Genomic DNA, 19,808 nt, shown 5'->3' with positions numbered 1-19,808 from the left:
GGCCGCGGGGGACGGTGGTGGAGGTCGGTCGCGGGCCTCAGCCCTGGGGGGCGAGCTGGAACGACGTGGTCACCAGGCGGTCGAGCGGGTTGCGCTCGCCGCTGGCCAGCCGCTGCGAGTCGCCGTAGACGATCGGCCGGGTGTAGATCGGGATGACGGGCATGTCCGCCAGGATGAGGCGCTCGGCCTGCTGGTACCCGGCCTCGGCGGCCTCGCGGGTCGGGGCCTGGTCGGCCGCGGTGAGGGCGGCGTCGACGGCCGGGTTGGAGTAGCCGCCGTCGTTGGAGGACGCCCCGGTCCGGTAGAGCTGGGTCAGGAACGTCTCGATGTTCGGGTAGTCGCCGATCCACCCGGTGCGGAACAGGCCCGTGAAGCCCTGGGAGTTGGCCAGGCGCCGCTGCTCGGAGAACGAGGGCACCGGGGTGTAGCGGGCGTCGACGCCGAGGTTCTGGCGCAGCTGGTTGGTCACCGCCTGCATCCACACGTCGTGCCCGCCGTCGGAGTTGGCGGTCAGGGTGAGCGGGCCCTGGAAGCCGCCGGCCTCGGCCAGGAGCTGCTGGGCACGCTGCGGGTCGAACGTGCAGGCCTCGCCGCACTGGTTCGGGACGTAGCCCTCGGCCGCCGACGTGGCGAGCCCGTCCATGGGGTTGTAGACGCCGTTGAACAGCTGGTCGACGATCACCCGGCGGTCGATCGCCATGGACATCGCCTGGCGCACGCGCGGGTCGGCGAACCGCGGGTCGTAGAGCGGGAAGGTGAGCGTGGTCGTGCTCAGGCCCTCCTTGAGGTGGGCCCGGTCGCCGAGGTCCTGGCGCCACTGGCCGCCCGAGAGCGCGGAGGACGGGATGGCCTTGACGTGGTCGAGGTTGCCCGACACCAGGTCGTCGTAGGCGACCTGGAGCTCGGAGTAGACGCGGAAGTCCAGGCGCGGCACCGACGGCTTGATGTCGCCCGCGTACTGGTCATTGCGCACCAGCGTCAGGTTCTGGTTCGGGGTCCGCGACTCGAAGCGGTACTCGCCGTTGCCGACCGGGCGCTCCTCCCAGGCCTGCTGGTTCTGGAAGAACGCGGTCGGCAGCGGGTAGTAGGCCGAGTACCCGAGCGTGGTCGGGAAGATCGTGAAGGGCTGCTTGAGGGTGACGGTGAACGTCTGCGGGTCGACCACGCGCAGCCCGCTCATCGTCGGCACCGTCGGGTTCTCGGTGCTGACCTCGTCGTAGCCCTGGATCTTCTCCATGAACGACTGCGCCTGCGCGGCGTTCGGCCCGTAGGCCGTCCAGTTCCAGGCGTCCACGTAGTTCTGCGCGGTGACCGGCGTGCCGTCGTGGAACGTCCAGCCGGGCTCCAGCCGGATGGTGAACGTCCGGTTGTCGGTCGTGTCGATGGCCTGCGCGGCCTCGAGCTCCGGGGCCGCGGTGTCGACGTTGTAGCGGACCAGACCGGCGAACAGCGCGTCGATGACGTCCCCGCCGTTCTGCTCGGTGGTGTTCCCGGGGATGAGCGGGTTCTCCGGCTCACCCCAGTCGAGGGTCACCGTCTGGGCCGACTGCTCGTCGCCCCCTCCCCCGCCGCACGCGGTGGCGACCAGCGCCACGGCCAGCGCGGCGGCCACGGCGGTGACCAGGCGGCGCATCGACAACGTTCCTCCTCGAGGTGTCCAGGGGACCGGTCGCTCGCGCGGCGCGATCGCGTCGTCACCGCCCGTCACTCGGTCGCGGGAAACCTTAGCGTTCGCCAAGAAGTCGGCAAGAGTTCTCGGGAACGTTCACGTGAACCGTCACGTAAACGTCAGGTGGCGGCCGTCAGTTGATGCCGTCGTCGCCCCGCTCGGTCGCGGGCGGCGGGGTCCAGCGGTCGGCGCCGGCGAACGGGCTCTCGGTCAGCGGCGGCACCACGACGTCGGTCCGGTCGGTGGGCCCGACCAGCACCGACGCGGCCTGGAAGAGCGGGATCGTCGGCAACGACGACCACAGCGAGGGCTCGGCGAGCGCCAGCGCCGTGTCGGTCGAGACGGCGCCGGACGAGGCCGCGTCGAGCAGCGACTGCAGCGCCGGGTCGCAGAACCCCGACGGGGTGAGGGCCTCGGAGGCCTGGGGCTCGGCGAGCTCCTCGGTGAGCTCCTCGACCTCGCTCGCGTCGGGCGTCGTGGCCGCCGTGGAGGAGGGGTCGGAGGGGCCGGCGGCGTCGGTGGACGTCGGCGCCGCGCCGGTGGCCGACGCGGGCGGCGCGGCGCTGGTCGGCGGGGACGTGCTGGTCGGCGCGGCGGCGGTGCTCGGCGGGGCGGCGGTCGCCCCCGGGGCCGCGGGCGTGGCCGGGGCCACCTCGGCGGCGAGGTCGACGCCGGGGTCGACACCGGTGCGGCCCGACGTCGCCGGGGCCCGCCCGCCGGGGCAGCCGACGACGGAGGCGAGGTCGGCGATCGGGTCGCTGCCGATCGGCAGGGCCTGCACCGACACGTCCGCGACGGCGAGGTCCGACGGCGAGTTCGGGATCGGCGGCACCGTGGTGGTCGTCGAGGTGGTGCTGCCCGGGCTCGTGGTGCTGCTCGGGGTGCCGCTCGGGGTGCCGCCGCCCGGGGTCGGGGTCGGGGTGGTCGCGAGGATCGCCCCGGCCGGCGGGCCGGTGGTGGTGGTCGACGCCGGGCCGCGGCCGGGCGAGAAGCCCGCGGTGCCCCCGTCGGCCACGACCACCGAGGCGATCCCGGCCGCGCGCAGCTGCGTCCCCAACGTCGCGATCAACCGCCCGTAGGGCGCGACCTGCGGCGGGGCGGCGAGGCGCAGGATCAGCGGCTGCCCGCCCCGCTCCCAGGTGCCGTCCGCACCGCGGGTGTAGCCGGCCTCGGTGAGCAGGCGCGCGGTCTCGTCGAGGTCCCGGCGGGCCGCGGGCGAGTCGGCCGGCAGGGTGGCGCGGTAGCCGGGCTGCGACGGCGCGCGAGCGAAGGCGTCGGCGGGCAGCGTCGCCGCGGGCCCGCCGTCGGTACCGACGTCGCGCAGCGCGGAGCGGTCGGTCGCCGCGGCCACCGCGCGCCGGACGCGCAGGTCGGCGAGCGGCCCGTCGTCGCTGCGCAGGACGAGCTGCACCAGCGCGGGCTCGGGCAGGGTGCGGACGGTGAGTCCCGCGCCCACGGTCCGCAGCGCGGCGAGGTCGTCGGCGTCCGCGCGGAACTGGGTGGCCTGCACGTCGCCGGAGCGGACCCGGTCGATCAGCGAGGACGCCTCGGCCGCCTGGAACACGATCTCGTCGGGGACCGCCGGGGTGCCCCAGAAACGATCGTTGCGGGCGAGGGTGACCTGCCCACGGATACGGTCGACGACGCGGACCACGAACGGCCCGGCCGAGACCGGGATGCTGTCGGTCAGCGCGCCGCCCCACGAGCCGGGGGCGTCCTTGAGCAGGTGCGCGGGCAGCAGGTGGTCGAAGAGCGTCGGCCACGCCGGGTAGGGCCGGTCGAAGACGACGTCGACGGCCTTGCCGCCCGCGCGGGAGCGCACGTCGCTGATCGCACGGTAGCCCGCGGCGCCCACCACGCCGGGCTGGCTGCGCATCTGCTGCCAGAGGTAGACGAAGTCCTCGGCCGCGACCGGCGCGTTGTCCGACCAGGTCGCCGCCGGGGCGATCTCGTAGGAGACGGTGAACGGCTCGGTCTCCGTGACGCGCGCCGAGGTCACCACCGCGGTGTCGAGCCGCGGCTCGCCGTCCGGGCCGGGGCGGAACGCCGACGGGAGCACGAGCGCGGCCATGGCGCGCGAGAGCGGGGTGTCGTCGGCGACGCGGTGGGGGTTGAAGCCGACCCCGAGGTCGTCGACACCGATCCGGAGCTCGCTGGGGTCGGGCTCCAGCTGCGGGGTCGGGGCGGGCGCGGGCGTCGGCACCTGGCCGACGACGGGCGGTGGCTCGCCGGAGCAGCCCACCAGGATCGCGAGGGCGGCCAGCAGGGCCGGGAGGACTCCGACGGCACGTCGGGGACCGCTCACGCCGGCGCCGGCCCTTCTGCCTCGGGGGTGGTGCTCCTGGTCGACCCGGTCGGCGACACCGGCCGTACCGGAATCCTCATCGTGACACGGTCGCCCGGGCCGGGGCCCGAGGGGTCTGGTCCGGACGCCAGAACGGAGGTTAGCCTCACCTCATGGGCAAGGGCGGGAAGGACGGCAGGCCGGCCGAGGTCCCGAGGTCGCCGAAGGTGCCGCTCCACCTGGCCCACCTCGCGCACGCCGCCCCGCTCACCGGTGCCAAGAAGATCAAGAAGAAGTGTTGCCGGTCCTCGCCGCGCTGCAAGGGATGCCCGGTGGTGCTGCTGGCGGCCGCGCGCCTGTCCGAGGCCGGCGTCTCCGGCAAGGACCTCAAGAAGGCGCTGAAGAAGGCCCGGGCGGCCTGAGCAGGTCCGCGAGCGCCGGCAGGACGGCGCGGTCGGAGTCCAGCCAGTCGACGTCGTCGAGCTCGTCGGGGCCCAGCCAGCGCAGCGCGTCGTGCTCGAGGGCCGTCGGCTCCCCCGCGCTCGCGCACACCCGGATGCGCAGCACCCGCTCCCCCGCCAGCGGCACCTCGGGACCCAGCCGGTCGCCGACGGCGACGGCGAGGTCCAGCTCCTCGCGCAGCTCGCGGGCCAGCGCGGTCGCCTCGTCCTCGCCCGGCTCCACCGCGCCCCCGGGCAGCTCCCAGCGCCCGGCCGCGGCGGCGGGGCGGGTGCGCCGGGCCGCGAGCACCCGCCCGTCCCGGACGAGCGCGGCCCCGACGACGATCCGCTCCACGGTCACGAGTGTGCGGGTCGCGGCGCGCGTGCCAGGATCCGGGCATGGCTGAGCTCCTGGGAGAGGACGCGATCGCGCAGGCCCTCGACGGCCTGCCCGGCTGGCAGCGCGAGGACGACGCGACGATCGTGCGCTTCGCGAAGCTGGCGAGCTTCCGCGAGGCGATCGCGACCGTCGGCGAGGTCGCCGACCTCGCCGAGGAGGCCGACCACCACCCGGACATGGACATCCGCTTCAACAGCCTCAAGTTCAAGCTGTCGACGCACTCCGAGGGCGGTCTGACCGCCAAGGACACCGACCTCGCCGCGCAGATCTCCTCGGTGCTCGACCGCCGCGGCGCCTCCTGAGCACCTCCCCCGGCGGCTCCCTCCGGTCGCCGGCGTTCGTCGCGGTCCTCGCCGCGACCGTGCTCGCCTTCGGCGGGTACGCGCTGCTCCTGCCCGTGGTGCCGGTGCACGCGGCCGCGGGCGGGGCGAGCCCGGCGGCCGCCGGCGCGACGACGGGCGTGTTCATGGCGGCCACGGTCGCCGCGCAGCTGACGGTGCCCGCCGTGCTGCGCCGGGTGGGTCCGCGCGCGGCGATGACCGCCGGCGTGCTCGCGATGGGCGCGCCGGCGGTCCTGCTCGCGGCGACGGCGGCGCTGCCGGTCCTGCTCGCGGTGGCGGTGGTGCGCGGGATCGGATTCGGGCTGGTCACGGTGACCGGGGCGGCGCTCACCGCCGACCTCGCGCCGGAAGGTCGCCGCGGGCGGGCCATCGGGCTCTACGGCGTCGCGGTCGGCCTGCCGCAGCTCGTGCTGCTCAGCGGCGGCGTGTGGGCCTACGAGGCGCTCGACGCGGCCCTCGTGCTCCTGGTCGGCGCCGCGCTGCCCGTCGTCGCGGCGCTGGTGTGCGGTCGCCTGCCGACGACCCGCGCGGCACCCCGGCAGCGCGCCGGCGGCCTGCCGGCGTCGATCGTCGTGGCGCCGTGGTCGGCCATGGTCGTGTCGGCGGCGGCCGCGGGCGGGGTGATCACGGTGCTGCCGTTGTGGACGCCGGCCACGGGCTCCGGCCTCGCCGGCGGCACCGCCACCGCCGCCGTCGCGCTCGCCGTCCTCACCGCGGGCCAGCTCGCCGGTCGCGGGGTCGCGGGCGAGCTCGCCGACCGGCCCGGACGCGGGGTGCGCACACCGGCCGTCACCGTCGTCGGCCTGCTGCTCGTCGCGGCGGGCGCCGGGGTGGTGGCCGCGGGCGGGACCACCGCGGGCGCGGCGGTGCTCGCCGGCGCGGTGCTCGTCGGGCTCGGGTTCGGGGCGGTGCAGAGCGACACCCTCATCGCCCTGTTCGCCCGCGCCGGCCCCGACCGCTCCGGCGCCGCGAGCACCTGGTGGAACACCGCCTACGACGCCGGCACCGGCCTCGGCGCGGCCGCCCTCGCCGCGGTGCTCGGGGCCGCCGGCGGCCCGGCGTCGTTCGTCGCCGCCGCCGCGGCCTGCCTCCTCGCCGTCCCGGTCGCGGTGGTGGGCGGGCGGGGGCCGCGCGGTTCCTGAGCGAAGGGCACCTTCGGTCGGATAGACGGGCGAGGGGCACCCTTCGCCAGCACGAGAGCCCCGCGCGGCTGCTGAACGAAGGGCACCTTCGATCGCATAGACGGGCGACGGGCACCCTTCGCCAGCACGGGCGCCGGCGCTCGCGTCGCCCGCTCACCGTCGCTCGCCCGTGGCTGACCGTCGCCCGACCGGCCGCCGTCGATCACGCGCACGGGCCGCCGGGCCTCCCCTCGGGTGATCCCCGTACGCAATCGGGGGAGAGCGCGTCGTCGCAGGTCACGAGCCCGATCCCGCCCGCGATGTCCGGCTGCCCGGGACGCGGGAGATCACCGGGGCAGGTGTGGCGGAGCGCGCTCGGAGGCCGGCGTGGTGAAGAAGGTGCTGCTCGCGGCGCTGCTCGGCGCCGTCGTCATGCTCGGGTCCGCGCATGTCGGTTACCTGACGCCGGGCACGCTCTCGGACTCGACGACCACGGGCCGTCCGGACGCCGCGCGTCCGGGCCCCGGGACCGCCCCGGCCCCCTCCGGCGCGGTCGGCCCGGTCGCCCCGCCGCCCGGAGCGGCCCTGCCCGGTGCCCCGCCCGCGGACCCCACCGCGATCCCGGCCGGCGCTCCGAGCCCCGCGAACGCCGCCGTCGCCGACCCGCGCCCGGCGCGCAGCACGGACCGCGCGACCGATGGGAGCACGCGGGAGCGCACACCGTCGCGCGTGACCGACGCGGGCTCACGGGAGGACGACCGCGACGACCCGCCGGCGCGCTCGGGCGGGTCGAGCAGCTCAGGGCGCTCGGACGGGTCGTCGGAGCGCCCCGCGAGCAGGCCGGACAGCGGCTCGTCCGGCGGGGTGCGCGCCGAGGTCTGCCTCGAGCGCCTGCTCGACGGGACGTGCGTGCGCCTGGGCCTGGGGTGACGTGGGCCGACCCCGCCCTCAGCCCGCGGGCACCGCCGCGCGGGCGGCGGTCTCCCCGGCGCGCGCCCGGCGCTCGGCGTCGCGCACCGCGGCGATCGTGTCGTCGAGGAGCCCGAGCAGGACACGGTCGCGGGCCTCGGCGTCGAGGTCGGCCACGCGGGCGGCGACGAGCAGGTGCGCGCAGGCGTGGTTGACCGGCCCGACGTGCAGCAGGGTCGCCAGACGCCCGCCGTCGCCGTCCTCACCGCGTCCCCGCCGGCGGGGCGCGACGGCGGCGCGGCGTTCGAGGCGGCGCTGCAGGCGCGGGAAGAAGCGGTTGCCCGGGTCGATCGCGAGGCCCGCCCGGGCGATCGTCGCGAGGACGATCGGGCGGACCTCGACGCCGGCGGCGCGGCCGAGACCGATCAGGGTGACCGCGCGGGTGGCCAGCTGCTGGCGGGTCGCCGACGACACGGCGTCGTTGACCTGCCAGGCCACCGCCGCGAGGGCGGGATGGGTGCAGCGGGGCCGGTCGCTGAAGCGTTCACCGGCGAGCACGGAGACGTACTCCATGAGACAGCTGCCGGCCTCGGCGTCGCGGTGCGCGCCGGCCTCGAGGACGGGCAGGCCCTCCGGAGGGCGGGTGGACGTCATGGGAAGCTCCCTTCCCCGGCCCCGGGCCCTCGCGCCCGGTTCGGAGGCCCTACCGTAATCCGTTTTCCCCGCTTCGGCAGGGGGTCCGGACGAAGGAAATCTTCGGGCTGCGGCCCCGGGGCCGCGATCAGCGGTCCGAACCGATGACCGTGGTCGCGGTCAGCGCGGCCAGCACCGACGCGACGGTCGGCGACACGAGCCGGCGGATGTCCTGCGCGACGCCGAGCGTCACGTGCCGGCCGTCGGCGATCGCGCGCGCCCGGCGGGAGGCGCGGGTGAGTTCGACGGGGCTGAGGTCGCGCACCCGGCGCCCGTGGTGCAGCAGGACCACGAGCATCGCGACCGCCTCGTCGGGGTCCTCCCCGTCGAGGACGGCGCGCACCGCCGACCGGTCGTGGTGCAGCGCGTCGACCTCGTGCACGCGCAGCGCCGACCCGAACACCGGCATCGCGAGGTAGCCGAACACCCGCCGCGGCTCGCGGCCCGCGAGGCCGCGCTCGACGAGGCGGTCCATCGTCCGGCGGATCATCTGGGCCCCGCGCGCCCCCGTCACGGCGTGCTGCAGGTCGGCCTTGGCGCCGCCGTGGGCCAGCAGCCCGTCGGCCACCCACGACAGCAGCGGATCGTGCACCTCCACCGGGCCCCGCCGGTAGGCCGTCCCCGCGTCGAGGAGGGACGCGTCGAGCAGGAGCTCCACCATCGCGGCCGCGACGAGCAGGCCCGCGGGTTCGGTCAACGTCGAGACGGGCCGGCCGTGGTCGTCGCCGAGGACCCACGCCACCCTCTCGGGCAGCGTCAGCTCCGCGGTCCGGGACGACCACCGATCCGAGCGCACGGAGACAGCCTAGGCACGTTCGTCCCCCACCCGAGCGAGCAGTCCCCGGGCGGCGGCACGCGGCGTCGAGCGGTGCGTCCGCCCGGGTCACACCGGTCGGCCGTGCGGCCGGAGCGGCGGTGGCGCGCTGTGAGGAGCGGGCGGCAGAGGCCGGCGGCAGGATCGCGCTGTCGGGCCCACGCGGCACACTCCGGCCCATGAGCACGACGCCGGTCGGGCCCGCCCCCGATCCCGATCTCGAGCGCGCGCGGGCGGGCGACGACGCGGCGTTCGAACGGCTCGTCGCGCCGCTGCGCCGCGAGCTGCACGCCCACTGCTACCGCATGCTCGGGTCGGTCCACGACGCCGACGACGCCCTGCAGGACGCCCTGCTGCGCGCCTGGCGCGCGATCGCGCGCTTCGAGGGCCGGCCGGACCGTCCGGGCGCGCTGCGGTCGTGGCTCTACACCGTCGCCACCAACGCGAGCCTCGACGCCTTCGGGCGACGCGGCCGACGCGCGCTACCGATGGATCTCGGGCCGTCGAGCGAGCAGCCCGGGGACGACCCGCCGCGCACCGAGGTGGCCTGGCTCGGCCCCTACCCGGACCTCCCGGACGCGACGGTCGAGGAGCGGGAGGCGGTCGAGCTCGCGTTCGTCGCCGCGCTGCAGCACCTGCCGGGCAACCAGCGCGCCGCGCTGCTGCTGATGGAGGTCCTCGGCTTCTCCGCCGCCGAGGTCGCGACGATGATGGCGACGACGACGGCGTCGGTGAACAGCGCCGTCCAGCGCGCGCGGGCCACGCTGGCCGCCAAGGTCGACGGGCCGAGCCAGCAGCGCACGCTGCGCGCCCTGCCCGACGCGCAGCTCGCCGCCACCGTCGCGCGCTACACCGCGGCGCTCGAGGCCGGCGACGCCGAGACGCTGATCGGCCTGCTCACCGCGGACGTCACGTGGGCCATGCCGCCGAACGCGGAGTGGTACCGGGGCACCGCGGCGGTCTCCGCGTTCCTCGAGGCCGCGCCGCTGCGCACGCCCTGGCGCCACGTCCCGGGCCGCGCCAACGGCCAGCTCGCCGTCGGCTGCTACACGTGGGACTCCGACGCCGGGACCTGGCGGGGCATGGTGCTCGACGTGCTCACGCTCGCGACGGACGGGCGGATCGCCGAGGTCACGGCGTTCATCGGCCCCGAGCACCTGGCGCTGGCCGGCCTGCCGGCGACGCTGCCGGCGGACACGCCGGTCGGGGCTCCCGGATGATCTCCTCGCCGTCAGGGCCGCCCGCCGTGGGGCACCTCGACCCGGGTGGCGAGCAGGACGGCCTCGCGCACCGGCCGCCGCTCGTGCTCGGCGAACGACGGGGCCGCGCAGGCGTAGAGGGTGCGCCCGTCGTCGCCGCCGAGCATGCAGGCGTAGACGCCGAGGCCGCCGGTGGGCCGCTCCTCGAGCACCTCGCCGCCCTCGGCCACGCGCAGGACCCGCTGGTGCAGGGCGTCGGCCACCCAGATCGCGCCCTCGGCGTCGCCCCCCATCCCGTCCGGGGCGACCGTGAGCGCGCCGAGCGCCTCGCCGACGTCGTCGGTGGTCGGCGGCGGCCCGAGCCGCGCCCAGTCCCGGCGCCGGGCCAGCCCGCCGTCCGCGGCGACGTCGAACGCGGTCAGGCGCGCCCCGAACGTCTCGGCGACGACGAGGACGCGGTCGAACAGCACCATGCCGTTGGGGAAGAGCAGGTCGTCGGCGATGGTCGTCGGGGAGCCGTCGGGGTCGACGTAGGTCAGCGTCGTGCGGGCGATCGGCGCGCCGGACATGAGGTCGAAGCCGAAGTTGCCGACGTACGCGCCGCCGCGCTCGTCGACGATCATGTCGTTGAGCACCGGCTCCACCAGGCCCGACAGGTCGGCGTGCTCCACCAGCGACCCGTCGTCCTCGCGGCGCAGGATGCGCCGGTCGCGCATGGAGACGATCAGCGCGCGGCCGTCGGGCAGGAACCCCAGCCCGGACGGCTGCTCCGGCACGTGTGCCATCACCTCGTGGCCGCCGTCCGGGTCGATCGCCACGACCCTCTCGGTGTAGAAGTCCGACACCCAGAGCCGGCCCTCGTGCCACCGCGGCGCCTCGAGGAACGACCAGCCGTCGGACACCACGTCGAAGTCCTGCTGCCCCACGGCTCCTCCTCGAGACCGGTGATCGTCGGTGTGCGCACGATCGGGGCAGGCAGGGGCGGGCGTCAAGCCTCGGGGCGGTCGGGCAGGGTCGCGGCGGCGCAGCGCACGAAGTCGACGACGAGCGGGTGGCGCTCCCCGGCGCGGGTGGCGACGACGACGCGCACGGGGTCGACGCCGTCGAGGGGCACCGCCACGAGGTCGGGGCGCAGCCGCATGCCCGGGGTGCCGACGGCGATCGCCAGGGCCTCGCCGGCGGCCACCGTCTCGAACTTGTCCTCGAGGTCGGCGATGAGCGGGCCGTCGGGGGCGGGCCGCCCGCCGCGGTGCGGCTCGAGCAGCCAGAACGCGGTCCACGCCGGGTCCGCACCGCGCACGCGGGGCAGCGGCTCGTCGGCGATGTCGTCGACGCCCACCGACTCCTTGCCCGCGAGCCGGTGGTCGCGCGGGACGACGACCACGCGGGGCTCGGCGTAGAGCTCGGTGACGTCCAGGCCGTCGGTGGCGAACGGCAGGCGCGAGACGACCGCGTCGACCTCGTGGTCGCGCAGCGCGGCCGTGGCGACGGTCATGTCGACGTGGCGGGCGAGCACCTCGGCGTCGGGGTGGCGCCGCCGCAACGCGCGCACCGCCGGCGTGACGATCAGCCCGCTGACGTAGCCGACGGTGATGCGGCGGCTCGCGCCGGCGGCCCGGGCGTCGGCGCTCGCGCGGGCCGCGGCGGCGAGCAGCTCCCGCGCGCTGGGCAGGAACGCCTCGCCCGCGGCGGTGAGCCGGGTGCCGCGCGGCGTGCGGTCGAGCAGGCGCACCCCGAGGTCGTGCTCGAGGCGTCGGATCTGGCGGCTCAGCGACGGCTGGGCGATGCGCAGCTCCTCGGCGGCGCGGCCGAAGTGCTGGTGCGCGGCGACGACGGTGAAGTACCGCACCACACGGAGCTCGAGGTCGCTCACGTGCTCAACCTACGCGGTGAGCAGCGGTGATGCCTCCGAGGCATCGCGCCGTGCGGGACGGGTCTTGGATCCCTCGGGGCCCGCGGCCCGACGGTGGTCGTGCCGGGCCGTGCGGTCCGGCGGGTTCCTCCTCGGGAGTGCGTGATGAAGGTTTTCGTGACGGGTGCGACGGGCTTCGTCGGGAGCGCCGTCGTCGACGAGCTGGTCGGCGCGGGCCACGAGGTGGTCGGCCTGGCGCGGTCGGAGGCCGGCGTGGCGGCGGTGACCGCGGCGGGCGCTCAGGCACGCCGGGGCGACCTCGCCGACCTCGACGGGCTGCGCGAGGCCGCCGCGGCGGCGGACGCGGTGGTGCACACCGCGTTCGTGCACGACTTCGCGGCGTTCGCGGCGTCCGCCGCGACCGACCGGAGCGCCATCGAGGCGCTCGGCGGAGCGCTGGTCGGCTCCGACCGGCCGCTGGTGGTCAGCGCGGGCACCGCCGGCCTCGCTACCGGCCGGCTCGCGACCGAGGACGACGTCCCGGCCGAGGGGTCGCCGCGGGTGTCCGAGCAGACCGCGCTGGCGTTCGCCGACCGGGGCGTGCGGGCGATCGCCCTGCGCCTGCCGCCGTCGGTGCACGGCGAGGGCGACCACGGGTTCGTCCCGCGCGCCATCGAGATCGCCCAGGAGACCCGTGTGGCCGGTCACCCCGGCGACGGCAGCCAGCGCTGGGCCTCGGTGCACCGCCACGACGCGGCCCGGCTCTACCGCCTCGCACTCGAGGCGGCACCCGCCGGCAGCGTCCTGCACGCCGTCGCCGACGAGGGCGTGCCGGTGCGCGCGATCGCCGAGGTCGTCGGCCGCCACCTCGACCTGCCCGTGCAGGGCGTCCCGACCGAGCACTTCGGGTGGCTCGGGATGTTCCTCGCGATGGACATGGCGGCCTCGAGCGCACTCACCCGCGAGCGGTTCGGCTGGGCGCCGACCGGGATCGGGCTGCTCGAGGATCTCGAGCAGGGGCACTACTTCGACCTCGCCACGGCCGGTCTTCGCTGAAAGTTCGGGGGAACCCCCCGAGGCCGCGGGCCGCCGTGCACCTCACCCTCGAAGCCCGCAGGGATTCCGGCTCCGGGGGGCGCACCATGACGACGATCGAGACCCGTCCCGCGCTGGGCGGCTTCCACCACTTCTCCGTCACGGCGAGCGACGCGGAGTCGAGCGCGGGCTGGTACGAGCGGGTGTTCGGGATGTCGCGCGTGCCCGCATCGTTCCCGCACCACGAGGACCAGGACAAGGGCTACGGGGTGGTGCTCATGGACCCGGCCTCCGGGCTGTGCGTCGGCATCCACCACCACCCCGGCAACACCGGCGAGCCCGCCGACGAGCGCCGTTGCGGGCTCGACCACATGGCGTTCGCCGTCCCGACCCGTCCCGATCTGGACGCCTGGGCGAGCTGGCTCGACGGCCTCGGGATCGCGCACTCCGGCGTCAACGACACCGACGACCCGATGCCCTACTCGACGCTGATCTTCCGCGACCCGGACAACGTCCAGCTCGAGATCTTCCACATGGAGCTCCCCGGCTGACACCGCGGTGGAATGCCGCCCGGTGCGCGATCGTTCGTTGAAACGTGAAGCGCATCGGGTTCCTGTCCTTCGGGCACTGGTCGCCGTCCCCGCAGTCGCAGGTGCGGTCGGGGGCCGACGCCCTGCTGCAGTCGATCGAGCTGGCCGTGGCCGCCGAGGAGCTCGGGGCGGACGGCGCGTACTTCCGCGTGCACCACTTCGCCCGCCAGCTCGCCGCGCCGTTCCCGCTGCTCGCCGCGGCCGCCGCGAGGACGAGCCGCATCGAGCTCGGCACCGGCGTCATCGACATGCGCTACGAGAACCCGCTCTACATGGCCGAGGACGCGGGCGCCGCGGACCTCATCTCCGGCGGGCGCCTGCAGCTCGGGATCAGCCGGGGCTCGCCCGAGCAGGTCGTCGACGGGTACCGCTACTTCGGCTACGCCCCGCCCGAGGGCCAGACCGACGCCGAGATGGCCCGCCACCACACCGCGCTCCTCCTCGACGTGCTCCAGGGCGAGGGCTTCGCGCAGCCCAACCCACGCCCGATGTTCGCGAACCCGCCCGGCCTGCTGCGCCTCGAGCCGCACGCCCCGGGCCTGCGCGACCGCATCTGGTGGGGCGCCGGCAGCCGCGCGACCGCCGAGTGGGCCGGCGAGCAGGGCATGAACCTCATGAGCTCGACGCTGCTCACCGAGGACACCGGCGTCCCGTTCCACCGCCTGCAGGCCGAGCAGATCCAGCGCTTCCGCGACGCCTGGGCCGCCGCGGGCCACGAGCGCGAGCCCCGCGTGTCGGTGAGCCGCAGCATCTTCCCGATCGTCAGCGACCTCGACCGCCAGCTCTTCTGGCGCGAGCGCCACTCGACCGACCAGGTCGGCCACCTCGACGGCGGCGACGCGCGGTTCGGGAAGACCTACGCCGGCGAGCCCGACAAGCTCGTCGCCGAGCTGGCCGAGGACGAGGCCGTCGCCGCGGCGGACACGCTGCTGCTGACCGTGCCCAACCAGCTGGGCGTGGACTACAACGCCCACGTCGTCGAGGCCGTCCTCACCCACCTGGCACCGGAGCTGGGCTGGCGCTGAGCGTCACCTCTCGAGCAGCTTGTTGACGTTGTTCGCGAAGTCCTCGTAGCGACGCAACGCCGAGACCGTGATCTGCACGTGCTGACCCATCTCGACCATGATCGGGAGTGTCAGGGAGATCTCGTCGAGGGTGTCGTGGCTGTCGACGTCGACGATCGCGATGACGCGCCGCTCGCCGGCGACCTTCCACAGGTCGACCACGACCCCGGCCTTCTTGGCGCCGAGGGCCGCCTCCGCCTCCCGGGACCAGGTGCTGAAGAGGTCCTGCTGACTCATCGTGGCGCCGTACTCCACGTGGAAGTCGAGGTGGAAGAGCATCGGTGGCCTCCGCAGGGGTGTCGACGGTGAACCGGAACCTACAACTGTCGATCAGGCGCGAGCACCAGAATCTTCGCGGGATCATCTAGTCCTGTCGTAGGATCGACCGATGCTCATCATCGCTGGCCACGTCCAGGTCGACCCGGAGCGCCGCGACGCGCTGGTCGCCGAGTTCGCCGACCTCGTCCGGCGGGCGCGGGCAGCCCCGGGCTGTCTCGACGTGGCGATCACCGCCGACTCCGTCGACCCGGGCCGGATCAACAATCTCGAACGCTGGGCGTCGCAGGAGGATCTCGACCACTGGCGCAGCGTCGCCCACGCGCCGGACGTGGGCGACGAGATGCTGGCGGTCCACGTCAGCCTCTTCGACGTGGCGAACGAGCGCTCCCCGTTCTGAGCGCTACGCCGTGGGATGAGCTGCACTCGAGCACGATCACCGAGGTCGGGGCGGGACGTCGTCGGCGGGCGGAAGCAGCTCGGTGAGGCCGGGCAGGTCCCGGGCGAGCCCCTCGTCGAGCGTGGCCAACCGCGACTCGGGAGTCGTGCTGACGAGGCTCGCGAGGTAAGCGTCCGTCACCTGCCGGTGCCCGCGCACGTGGTCGAGGCCCGCGTCGGTGTAGGACAGGGAATCGGGCCAGAAAGCGCAACCGGGCATGGCGTGGACGGCTCGCAGCAGTGCGGTCGCCACCGAAGGCGTCTCGCCGGTCCGCACCAGGAATCTCACCAGGGCACCCTCGACCACCGGGCACACGGCAAAGCGCTCGATGTGAGCAGCCCACGTGGATGCGCGGTCGTGGTGCTCGTGCTCGGCGACGGTGAGCGCGATGAGGACGTTCGCATCGAGGAGGTAGGTCGTCACTCCTCGTCGACCACCGTCGCGACCTCGTCCGAGGTGACCCGGTGCCCGACGCTCACCACCGGGAAGCCCGACCGGTCGTCAACACCGATCACGGGCGGCTCGCCGAGCTGGATCAGCCCGCGCGCCGCCAGTTCCGCGACCACCGCCGAGAGGGACAGACCGCGACGGTCAGCGATCTCCTTGGCTCGGCGGTGCACCGCAGGCGGCAGGTCGACGGTGGTCCGCATGAGCTGCATCCTATCTGCTTCACCCGTGATGCAGGAAAGCCTCGGACTACACGTTGAACCGGAACTCGACGACGTCGCCGTCCTGCATCACGTAGTCCTTGCCCTCCATGCGGACCTTGCCCGCGGTCTTCGCCGCGCTCATCGACCCGGCCGCCACGAGGTCGTCGTAGGAGACGATCTCGGCCTTGATGAAGCCCTTCTGGAAGTCGGTGTGGATCACCCCGGCCGCCTCGGGCGCCGTGGCGCCGATGCGGATCGTCCAGGCCCGCGACTCCTTGGGCCCGGCCGTCAGGTAGGTCTGCAGGCCGAGGGTGCGGAAGCCGGCGCGGGCCAGCGCGTCGAGACCCGGCTCGGGCTGGCCGATCGACTCGAGCAGCTCCTGCGCCGACTCGGCGTCGAGCTCGAGCAGCTCCGCCTCGACCTTCGCGTCGAGGAACACCGCCTCGGCCGGGGCGACGAGCTCGGCGAGCTCCTTGCGCCGCGCGTCGTCGGTCAGCACGGGCTCGTCGGCGTTGAAGACGTAGAGGAACGGCTTGACCGTCATGAGGTTCAGCTCGCGCAGGCGTGGCGAGTCGAGGCCTGCCGAGAACAGCGTGCGGCCCTCGTTCAGCACCGACTGCGCGTGCTGGATCTCGTCGACGGCGGCCTTGGTCTCCTTCTTGACCCGGGCCTCCTTCTCGAGGCGCGGGAGGGCCTTGTCGATCGTCTGCAGATCGGCGAGGACGAGCTCGGTCGCGATGGTCTCGATGTCCGCGGCCGGGTCGACCCGCCCGTCGACGTGGACGACGTCGTCGTCGGCGAACACGCGCACGACCTGGCAGATCGCGTCGGCCTCGCGGATGTTGGCGAGGAACTTGTTGCCCAGCCCGGCGCCCTCGCTGGCCCCGGAGACGATGCCGGCGATGTCGACGAACGACACCGTCGCCGGCACGATCTTCTCCGAGGAGAACATCGCCGCGAGACGGTCGAGGCGCGGATCGCGCAGGGGCACCACGCCGACGTTCGGCTCGATGGTGGCGAACGGGTAGTTCGCCGCCAGGACGTCGTTGCGGGTCAGGGCGTTGAACATCGTCGACTTGCCCACGTTGGGCAGGCCGACGATGCCGAGGGTCAAGCTCACGGGATCCCAGTCTGCCAGCGGGGGATCCGGACGGGCCGCGGCGGCGTCCAACCAGGGTGACGACACTTCTCACCCGGAGGCTCCCGTGCCCGCCATCGCCACGATCCCCACCGTGCTCGGCCCGTTCACGACCCTCGTCGACGACGAGGGCGCCGTCCTCGCGTCGGGCTGGACCGACGACGTCGACGGCCTGCTCGCCCTCGTCCACGCCGAGCTGCGCCCCACCGACCCCGCCCGCCGGGCCGACCTCGGGGCCGTCACGGCCGCGGTCACGGCGTTCCACGAGGGCGACCCCGCGCCGGCGGCGTCGGTCCCGGTGCGCCAGATCAGCGGGCCGGCGACGACCGCGATCTGGACGGCGCTGCGGGCGGTGCCGCCCGGGGTGTCGACGACGTACGGCGAGCTCGCCGCGGCCGCCGGGCACCCGAGGGGCCACCGCCTCGCGGCCCGCGCCTGCGTGCACAACGCCGCCACCCTCTTCGTGCCGTGCCACCGCGTGGTGCGCCGCGGCGGGGCGCTCGGCGGTTACCGCTGGGGCCTGGAGCTCAAGGACCGGCTGCTCGCGATGGAGAAGAGCCGGCTCCCCGCGCCGCCCGGGGGATCACTGTCGGGGGTGTGATCCATCCTCGGTGACCATGACGGTCGAGGGGGTGCTCACGGGGCTCCTGCTGGGGCTGGTGCTGGGCGCGGCGATCGGCGCGTGGTTCGCGCTGCGCCTGGCGCGGGCGTGGCGGGACGCGGCGGTGTCGGACGCGGTGCGCCGCGCGGGCGCCGAGGTGGCGGCGGCGCGGGCCGAGCTCGACGCGGAGCGGCGGGGCGCCGGCGAGCGCGAGCGGGCGATGGTGCCCGCGGTACGCGCGGCGGCGACGTCGGCGTCGTCGGACGCGCTCGATCGCGTGCTCGAGCCGGTGGCCGCCACCCTGCAGCGCATGGAGCGCCAGCTCGCCGGCGCGGAGCGGGAGCGGGAGGTCGCGTTCGCCTCGTTGCGCGAGCAGGTCGGGGCGGTCGCCACCAGCGCGCAGGGCGTCGCCGGCGAGACGCGGGCGCTGGCCGGGGCCCTGCGCGCCCCGCACGTGCGCGGGCGCTGGGGCGAGCTGCAGCTCGAGCGGGTCGTCGACCTCGCGGGCATGGTCGAGCACTGCGACTTCACCCGGCAGGCGCACGCGGCGGGCAGCGACGACGACGGCGCCCAGCGCCCCGACCTCGTCGTGCACCTCGCGGGCGGCAAGCAGGTGGTGGTCGACGCCAAGGTCCCGTTCGCGGCGTACGTGGAGTCCACCGAGGCCCGCGACGACGCCGCCCGCCGCGAGCGGGTGGCCGCGCACGCCAAGCAGGTCCGCGCGCACGTCGACGCGCTCGGCGCCAAGGCCTACTGGCGGCGCTTCGACCCGTCGCCGGAGTTCGTGGTGATGTTCGTGCCGGGCGAGGTGTTCCTCTCCGCGGCGCTCGAGGCCGACCCGGCGCTGCTCGAGCACGCGTTCGGCGCCGACGTCGTCATCGCGACGCCCACCACGCTCATGGCCCTGCTGCGCACCGTCGGCTACGCCTGGCGGCAGGAGGCGCTGGCGCGCAACGCGGCCCAGGTGCACGCGCTGGGTCGCGAGCTGCACGGCCGGCTGGCCACGCTCTCGGGGCACCTGACCCGGCTCGGCCGCTCCCTCGACGGCAGCGTGCGGTCGTTCAACGAGACGGTGAGCTCGCTGGAGTCACGCGTGCTCGTCAGCGCCCGCCGCTTCGCCGACCTGTCCGTGACCGGCGCGGAGCTCGAGTGCCCGGATCAGGTCGAACGCCGCCCGCGGGCGCCGGCCGACGACACCGGTACCACCGCGTAGGGCGATCGGGTGGTCCACGTCACGGAGATCGCCGGGCGACGTGGCGGCCGGACGGAACGGCACACCCCGACCGCTAGCGTTGAGGGGTGACCAGCACGCGGGAGGACGCCGCGACCGGGGCCGTCGGCCCCGGCGAGCGCTCCGTCGTCCGGTCACTGCGCGGGCTGCGGTGGTGGGGGTCGCTGGCGCTCGGCGCGACGTTCACCGCCCTCGGCATCGCCGTCGACCTGCTGACCGCCGGCGAGCTCGGGGTCGTCTTCACCGCCTGCTTCGCCGCCGGCGGCATCCTCGCGACGGCGTGGGCGCGCCGCGACTCGCTGTTCGTCCCGCTCGTGCAGCCACCGCTGCTGCTCGCGATCGGGGTGCCGGTGGTCGTCGCCGCGACCGGCTCGCTCCCCCGCTCCGGCGGCACCGCCTCGACGCTGCTGGCGGTCGGCGGGCCGCTGGTCAACGCCTTCCCGACCCTCGCCGTCACCACGGCGATCTGCCTCGCGCTCGGGTTCATCCGCTCGCGTCTCGAGCCCTACCAGCGGCCGGAGGAGGAGCTCGACCCCGGCGCCCGCCCCGAGCGCCCCGACCGGCCGCCCCGGGACCCGCGCGACCGGCCGCCGCGCGACCGCGGTCCCCGCGACCGGGACCTGCGCGACCGGGACCCGCGCGACCGGGACCCGCGTGAACGCGACCCGCGTGACCGCGACCCGCGTGACCGGCCGTCGAAGGACGGTGACCGGCTGCCCAAGGACCGTGACCGGCTGCCCAAGGACCGCGACCGGGACCGGCCGTCCAAGGGCCGCGACCGCGACCGGGACCCGCGCGACCGGGACCCGCGCGACCGCGACCCCCTCGACCGCGACCCCCGCGACCGCGACCCCCTCGACCGGCCCCGCCGGGTGCGCATCCAGGCCCGGCCCGCGCGGGACGAGGGCCGTCGCCCGGCCGACGACCGGCGCCGCCCGGTGCGTCCCGACGACCCGGACGACGAGTTCGGGCCCGGCGTCCGCCGCGTGCCCCGCCGCGTCGACGGGCCCGACGGCCCGCGCTGAGCGATCCGTCGGGTGGACCCTCACTCACGTGATCAAC

General features: G+C 75.5%; 23 protein-coding genes. 12 read left to right on the top strand and 11 right to left on the bottom strand.

The genetic code is table 11. The features are described 5' to 3' along the window. Positions 1 to 37: 37 nt before the first annotated feature. Positions 38 to 1,633 (bottom strand): peptide ABC transporter substrate-binding protein, encoded by a 1,596-nt coding sequence (locus ACYX4T_RS25365; RefSeq protein WP_476011985.1) that lies wholly within the window; start codon positions 1,631 to 1,633, stop codon positions 38 to 40. 169 nt (positions 1,634 to 1,802) lie between these two features. Then, positions 1,803 to 3,974, bottom strand: coding sequence for an ABC transporter family substrate-binding protein (locus ACYX4T_RS25360; RefSeq protein WP_476011984.1), 2,172 nt, complete (start codon positions 3,972 to 3,974; stop codon positions 1,803 to 1,805). A 152-nt stretch (positions 3,975 to 4,126) separates the two neighbouring features. On the opposite strand from ACYX4T_RS25360, the gene ACYX4T_RS25355 reads away from it, so the two are divergent. Then, the gene (locus tag ACYX4T_RS25355; RefSeq protein WP_476011983.1) at positions 4,127 to 4,375 is read left to right on the top strand and encodes a hypothetical protein; all 249 of its coding nucleotides are present in this window, start codon (positions 4,127 to 4,129) and stop codon (positions 4,373 to 4,375) included. Here the strand turns inward: ACYX4T_RS25355 and ACYX4T_RS25350 are convergent. Continuing rightward, positions 4,341 to 4,748, bottom strand: coding sequence for a (deoxy)nucleoside triphosphate pyrophosphohydrolase (locus ACYX4T_RS25350; protein ID WP_476011982.1), 408 nt, complete (start codon positions 4,746 to 4,748; stop codon positions 4,341 to 4,343). The two genes, ACYX4T_RS25355 and ACYX4T_RS25350, sit on opposite strands and share 35 nt — an antisense overlap. Before the next feature lie 44 nt (positions 4,749 to 4,792). On the opposite strand from ACYX4T_RS25350, the gene ACYX4T_RS25345 reads away from it, so the two are divergent. The 3 genes from ACYX4T_RS25345 to ACYX4T_RS25335 all read left to right on the top strand — a co-directional run bounded on the left by ACYX4T_RS25345 (position 4,793) and on the right by ACYX4T_RS25335 (position 7,185). Beyond that, positions 4,793 to 5,095 (top strand): 4a-hydroxytetrahydrobiopterin dehydratase, encoded by a 303-nt coding sequence (locus ACYX4T_RS25345; RefSeq protein ID WP_476011981.1) that lies wholly within the window; start codon positions 4,793 to 4,795, stop codon positions 5,093 to 5,095. Further along, positions 5,092 to 6,276, top strand: a complete 1,185-nt coding sequence (locus ACYX4T_RS25340) for an MFS transporter (RefSeq protein WP_476015371.1) — start codon at positions 5,092 to 5,094, stop codon at positions 6,274 to 6,276. Before ACYX4T_RS25345 ends, ACYX4T_RS25340 begins: the two co-directional genes overlap by 4 nt. A gap of 366 nt (positions 6,277 to 6,642) precedes the next feature. Further along, entirely contained in the window at positions 6,643 to 7,185 is a 543-nt protein-coding gene (locus ACYX4T_RS25335; protein ID WP_476011980.1) for a hypothetical protein, read from the top strand. Between the two features lie 18 nt (positions 7,186 to 7,203). Here the strand turns inward: ACYX4T_RS25335 and ACYX4T_RS25330 are convergent, their stop codons facing one another. Both ACYX4T_RS25330 and ACYX4T_RS25325 read right to left on the bottom strand, forming a co-directional pair. Continuing rightward, complete coding sequence (locus tag ACYX4T_RS25330) at positions 7,204 to 7,818, bottom strand: hypothetical protein (protein ID WP_476011979.1); 615 nt, start codon at positions 7,816 to 7,818, stop codon at positions 7,204 to 7,206. Positions 7,819 to 7,945: 127 nt separating this feature from the next. Further along, positions 7,946 to 8,653: a GPP34 family phosphoprotein gene (locus ACYX4T_RS25325; protein ID WP_476011978.1), complete on the bottom strand. Its 708-nt coding sequence runs from the start codon at positions 8,651 to 8,653 to the stop codon at positions 7,946 to 7,948. Between the two features lie 197 nt (positions 8,654 to 8,850). Between ACYX4T_RS25325 and ACYX4T_RS25320 the strand changes: the two genes are divergently transcribed. Further along, a complete protein-coding gene (locus tag ACYX4T_RS25320; protein WP_476011977.1) occupies positions 8,851 to 9,891 on the top strand; it encodes a sigma-70 family RNA polymerase sigma factor in 1,041 nt (346 codons plus the stop codon). An 11-nt stretch (positions 9,892 to 9,902) separates the two neighbouring features. Here ACYX4T_RS25320 and ACYX4T_RS25315 read toward each other — a convergent pair whose 3' ends face one another. After that, on the bottom strand, positions 9,903 to 10,796 hold the full coding sequence (locus ACYX4T_RS25315) for an SMP-30/gluconolactonase/LRE family protein (RefSeq protein ID WP_476011976.1): 894 nt from the start codon (positions 10,794 to 10,796) through the stop codon (positions 9,903 to 9,905). A 62-nt stretch (positions 10,797 to 10,858) separates the two neighbouring features. After that, positions 10,859 to 11,743 (bottom strand): LysR family transcriptional regulator, encoded by an 885-nt coding sequence (locus ACYX4T_RS25310; protein WP_476011975.1) that lies wholly within the window; start codon positions 11,741 to 11,743, stop codon positions 10,859 to 10,861. Between the two features lie 144 nt (positions 11,744 to 11,887). On the opposite strand from ACYX4T_RS25310, the gene ACYX4T_RS25305 reads away from it, so the two are divergent. The 3 genes from ACYX4T_RS25305 to ACYX4T_RS25295 all read left to right on the top strand — a co-directional run bounded on the left by ACYX4T_RS25305 (position 11,888) and on the right by ACYX4T_RS25295 (position 14,372). Then, on the top strand, positions 11,888 to 12,778 hold the full coding sequence (locus ACYX4T_RS25305) for an SDR family oxidoreductase (RefSeq protein WP_476011974.1): 891 nt from the start codon (positions 11,888 to 11,890) through the stop codon (positions 12,776 to 12,778). 86 nt (positions 12,779 to 12,864) lie between these two features. Further along, entirely contained in the window at positions 12,865 to 13,308 is a 444-nt protein-coding gene (locus ACYX4T_RS25300) for a VOC family protein (protein WP_476011973.1), read from the top strand. Positions 13,309 to 13,352: 44 nt separating this feature from the next. Next, positions 13,353 to 14,372 (top strand): LLM class flavin-dependent oxidoreductase, encoded by a 1,020-nt coding sequence (locus ACYX4T_RS25295; protein WP_476011972.1) that lies wholly within the window; start codon positions 13,353 to 13,355, stop codon positions 14,370 to 14,372. Positions 14,373 to 14,375: 3 nt separating this feature from the next. Here ACYX4T_RS25295 and ACYX4T_RS25290 read toward each other — a convergent pair whose 3' ends face one another. Further along, the gene (locus ACYX4T_RS25290) at positions 14,376 to 14,690 is read right to left on the bottom strand and encodes a muconolactone Delta-isomerase (RefSeq protein WP_476011971.1); all 315 of its coding nucleotides are present in this window, start codon (positions 14,688 to 14,690) and stop codon (positions 14,376 to 14,378) included. A gap of 109 nt (positions 14,691 to 14,799) precedes the next feature. On the opposite strand from ACYX4T_RS25290, the gene ACYX4T_RS25285 reads away from it, so the two are divergent. Then, the gene (locus ACYX4T_RS25285) at positions 14,800 to 15,087 is read left to right on the top strand and encodes a putative quinol monooxygenase (RefSeq protein WP_476011970.1); all 288 of its coding nucleotides are present in this window, start codon (positions 14,800 to 14,802) and stop codon (positions 15,085 to 15,087) included. Between the two features lie 36 nt (positions 15,088 to 15,123). Here ACYX4T_RS25285 and ACYX4T_RS25280 read toward each other — a convergent pair whose 3' ends face one another. The 3 genes from ACYX4T_RS25280 to ychF are packed head-to-tail and all read right to left on the bottom strand — an operon-like array spanning position 15,124 to position 16,896. Further along, positions 15,124 to 15,549 carry a TA system VapC family ribonuclease toxin gene (locus ACYX4T_RS25280; RefSeq protein WP_476011969.1) on the bottom strand — a complete coding sequence of 142 codons (426 nt, stop codon included), beginning with the start codon at positions 15,547 to 15,549 and terminating at the stop codon, positions 15,124 to 15,126. After that, positions 15,546 to 15,776 carry an antitoxin gene (locus ACYX4T_RS25275; protein ID WP_476011968.1) on the bottom strand — a complete coding sequence of 77 codons (231 nt, stop codon included), beginning with the start codon at positions 15,774 to 15,776 and terminating at the stop codon, positions 15,546 to 15,548. Before ACYX4T_RS25275 ends, ACYX4T_RS25280 begins: the two co-directional genes overlap by 4 nt. Positions 15,777 to 15,822: 46 nt before the next feature. After that, positions 15,823 to 16,896 (bottom strand): redox-regulated ATPase YchF, encoded by a 1,074-nt coding sequence (gene ychF, locus ACYX4T_RS25270; protein WP_476011967.1) that lies wholly within the window; start codon positions 16,894 to 16,896, stop codon positions 15,823 to 15,825. 85 nt (positions 16,897 to 16,981) lie between these two features. On the opposite strand from ychF, the gene ACYX4T_RS25265 reads away from it, so the two are divergent. From ACYX4T_RS25265 to ACYX4T_RS25255, 3 genes are all read left to right on the top strand, one after another. Beyond that, positions 16,982 to 17,515, top strand: a complete 534-nt coding sequence (locus tag ACYX4T_RS25265) for a methylated-DNA--[protein]-cysteine S-methyltransferase (protein ID WP_476011966.1) — start codon at positions 16,982 to 16,984, stop codon at positions 17,513 to 17,515. A 16-nt stretch (positions 17,516 to 17,531) separates the two neighbouring features. After that, a complete protein-coding gene (locus ACYX4T_RS25260; RefSeq protein ID WP_476011965.1) occupies positions 17,532 to 18,728 on the top strand; it encodes a DNA recombination protein RmuC in 1,197 nt (398 codons plus the stop codon). A gap of 86 nt (positions 18,729 to 18,814) precedes the next feature. Beyond that, positions 18,815 to 19,771, top strand: coding sequence for a DUF6542 domain-containing protein (locus tag ACYX4T_RS25255; RefSeq protein WP_476011964.1), 957 nt, complete (start codon positions 18,815 to 18,817; stop codon positions 19,769 to 19,771). Positions 19,772 to 19,808 lie beyond the last annotated feature (37 nt).

The sequence above is a fragment of the Actinomycetospora sp. ABD4_176 genome, assembly GCF_056311855.1.
Note: the sequence above shows the minus strand (reverse complement) of the source record. Positions and strands in the feature narration are given on the sequence as shown.

Excerpts from the sequence above, each read along its gene's own strand:
- ACYX4T_RS25345 (WP_476011981.1), top strand. The coding sequence starts at position 4,793 with ATGGCTGAGCTCCTGGGAGAGGACGCGATCGCGCAGGCCCTCGACGGC.
- ACYX4T_RS25365 (WP_476011985.1), bottom strand. The coding sequence starts at position 1,633 with ATGCGCCGCCTGGTCACCGCCGTGGCCGCCGCGCTGGCCGTGGCGCTG.
- ACYX4T_RS25355 (WP_476011983.1), top strand. The coding sequence starts at position 4,127 with ATGGGCAAGGGCGGGAAGGACGGCAGGCCGGCCGAGGTCCCGAGGTCG.
- ACYX4T_RS25330 (WP_476011979.1), bottom strand. The coding sequence starts at position 7,818 with ATGACGTCCACCCGCCCTCCGGAGGGCCTGCCCGTCCTCGAGGCCGGC.
- ACYX4T_RS25285 (WP_476011970.1), top strand. The coding sequence starts at position 14,800 with ATGCTCATCATCGCTGGCCACGTCCAGGTCGACCCGGAGCGCCGCGAC.
- ACYX4T_RS25260 (WP_476011965.1), top strand. The coding sequence starts at position 17,532 with ATGACGGTCGAGGGGGTGCTCACGGGGCTCCTGCTGGGGCTGGTGCTG.
- ACYX4T_RS25320 (WP_476011977.1), top strand. The coding sequence starts at position 8,851 with ATGAGCACGACGCCGGTCGGGCCCGCCCCCGATCCCGATCTCGAGCGC.
- ACYX4T_RS25300 (WP_476011973.1), top strand. The coding sequence starts at position 12,865 with ATGACGACGATCGAGACCCGTCCCGCGCTGGGCGGCTTCCACCACTTC.
- ACYX4T_RS25290 (WP_476011971.1), bottom strand. The coding sequence starts at position 14,690 with ATGCTCTTCCACCTCGACTTCCACGTGGAGTACGGCGCCACGATGAGT.
- ACYX4T_RS25275 (WP_476011968.1), bottom strand. The coding sequence starts at position 15,776 with ATGCGGACCACCGTCGACCTGCCGCCTGCGGTGCACCGCCGAGCCAAG.
- ACYX4T_RS25305 (WP_476011974.1), top strand. The coding sequence starts at position 11,888 with ATGAAGGTTTTCGTGACGGGTGCGACGGGCTTCGTCGGGAGCGCCGTC.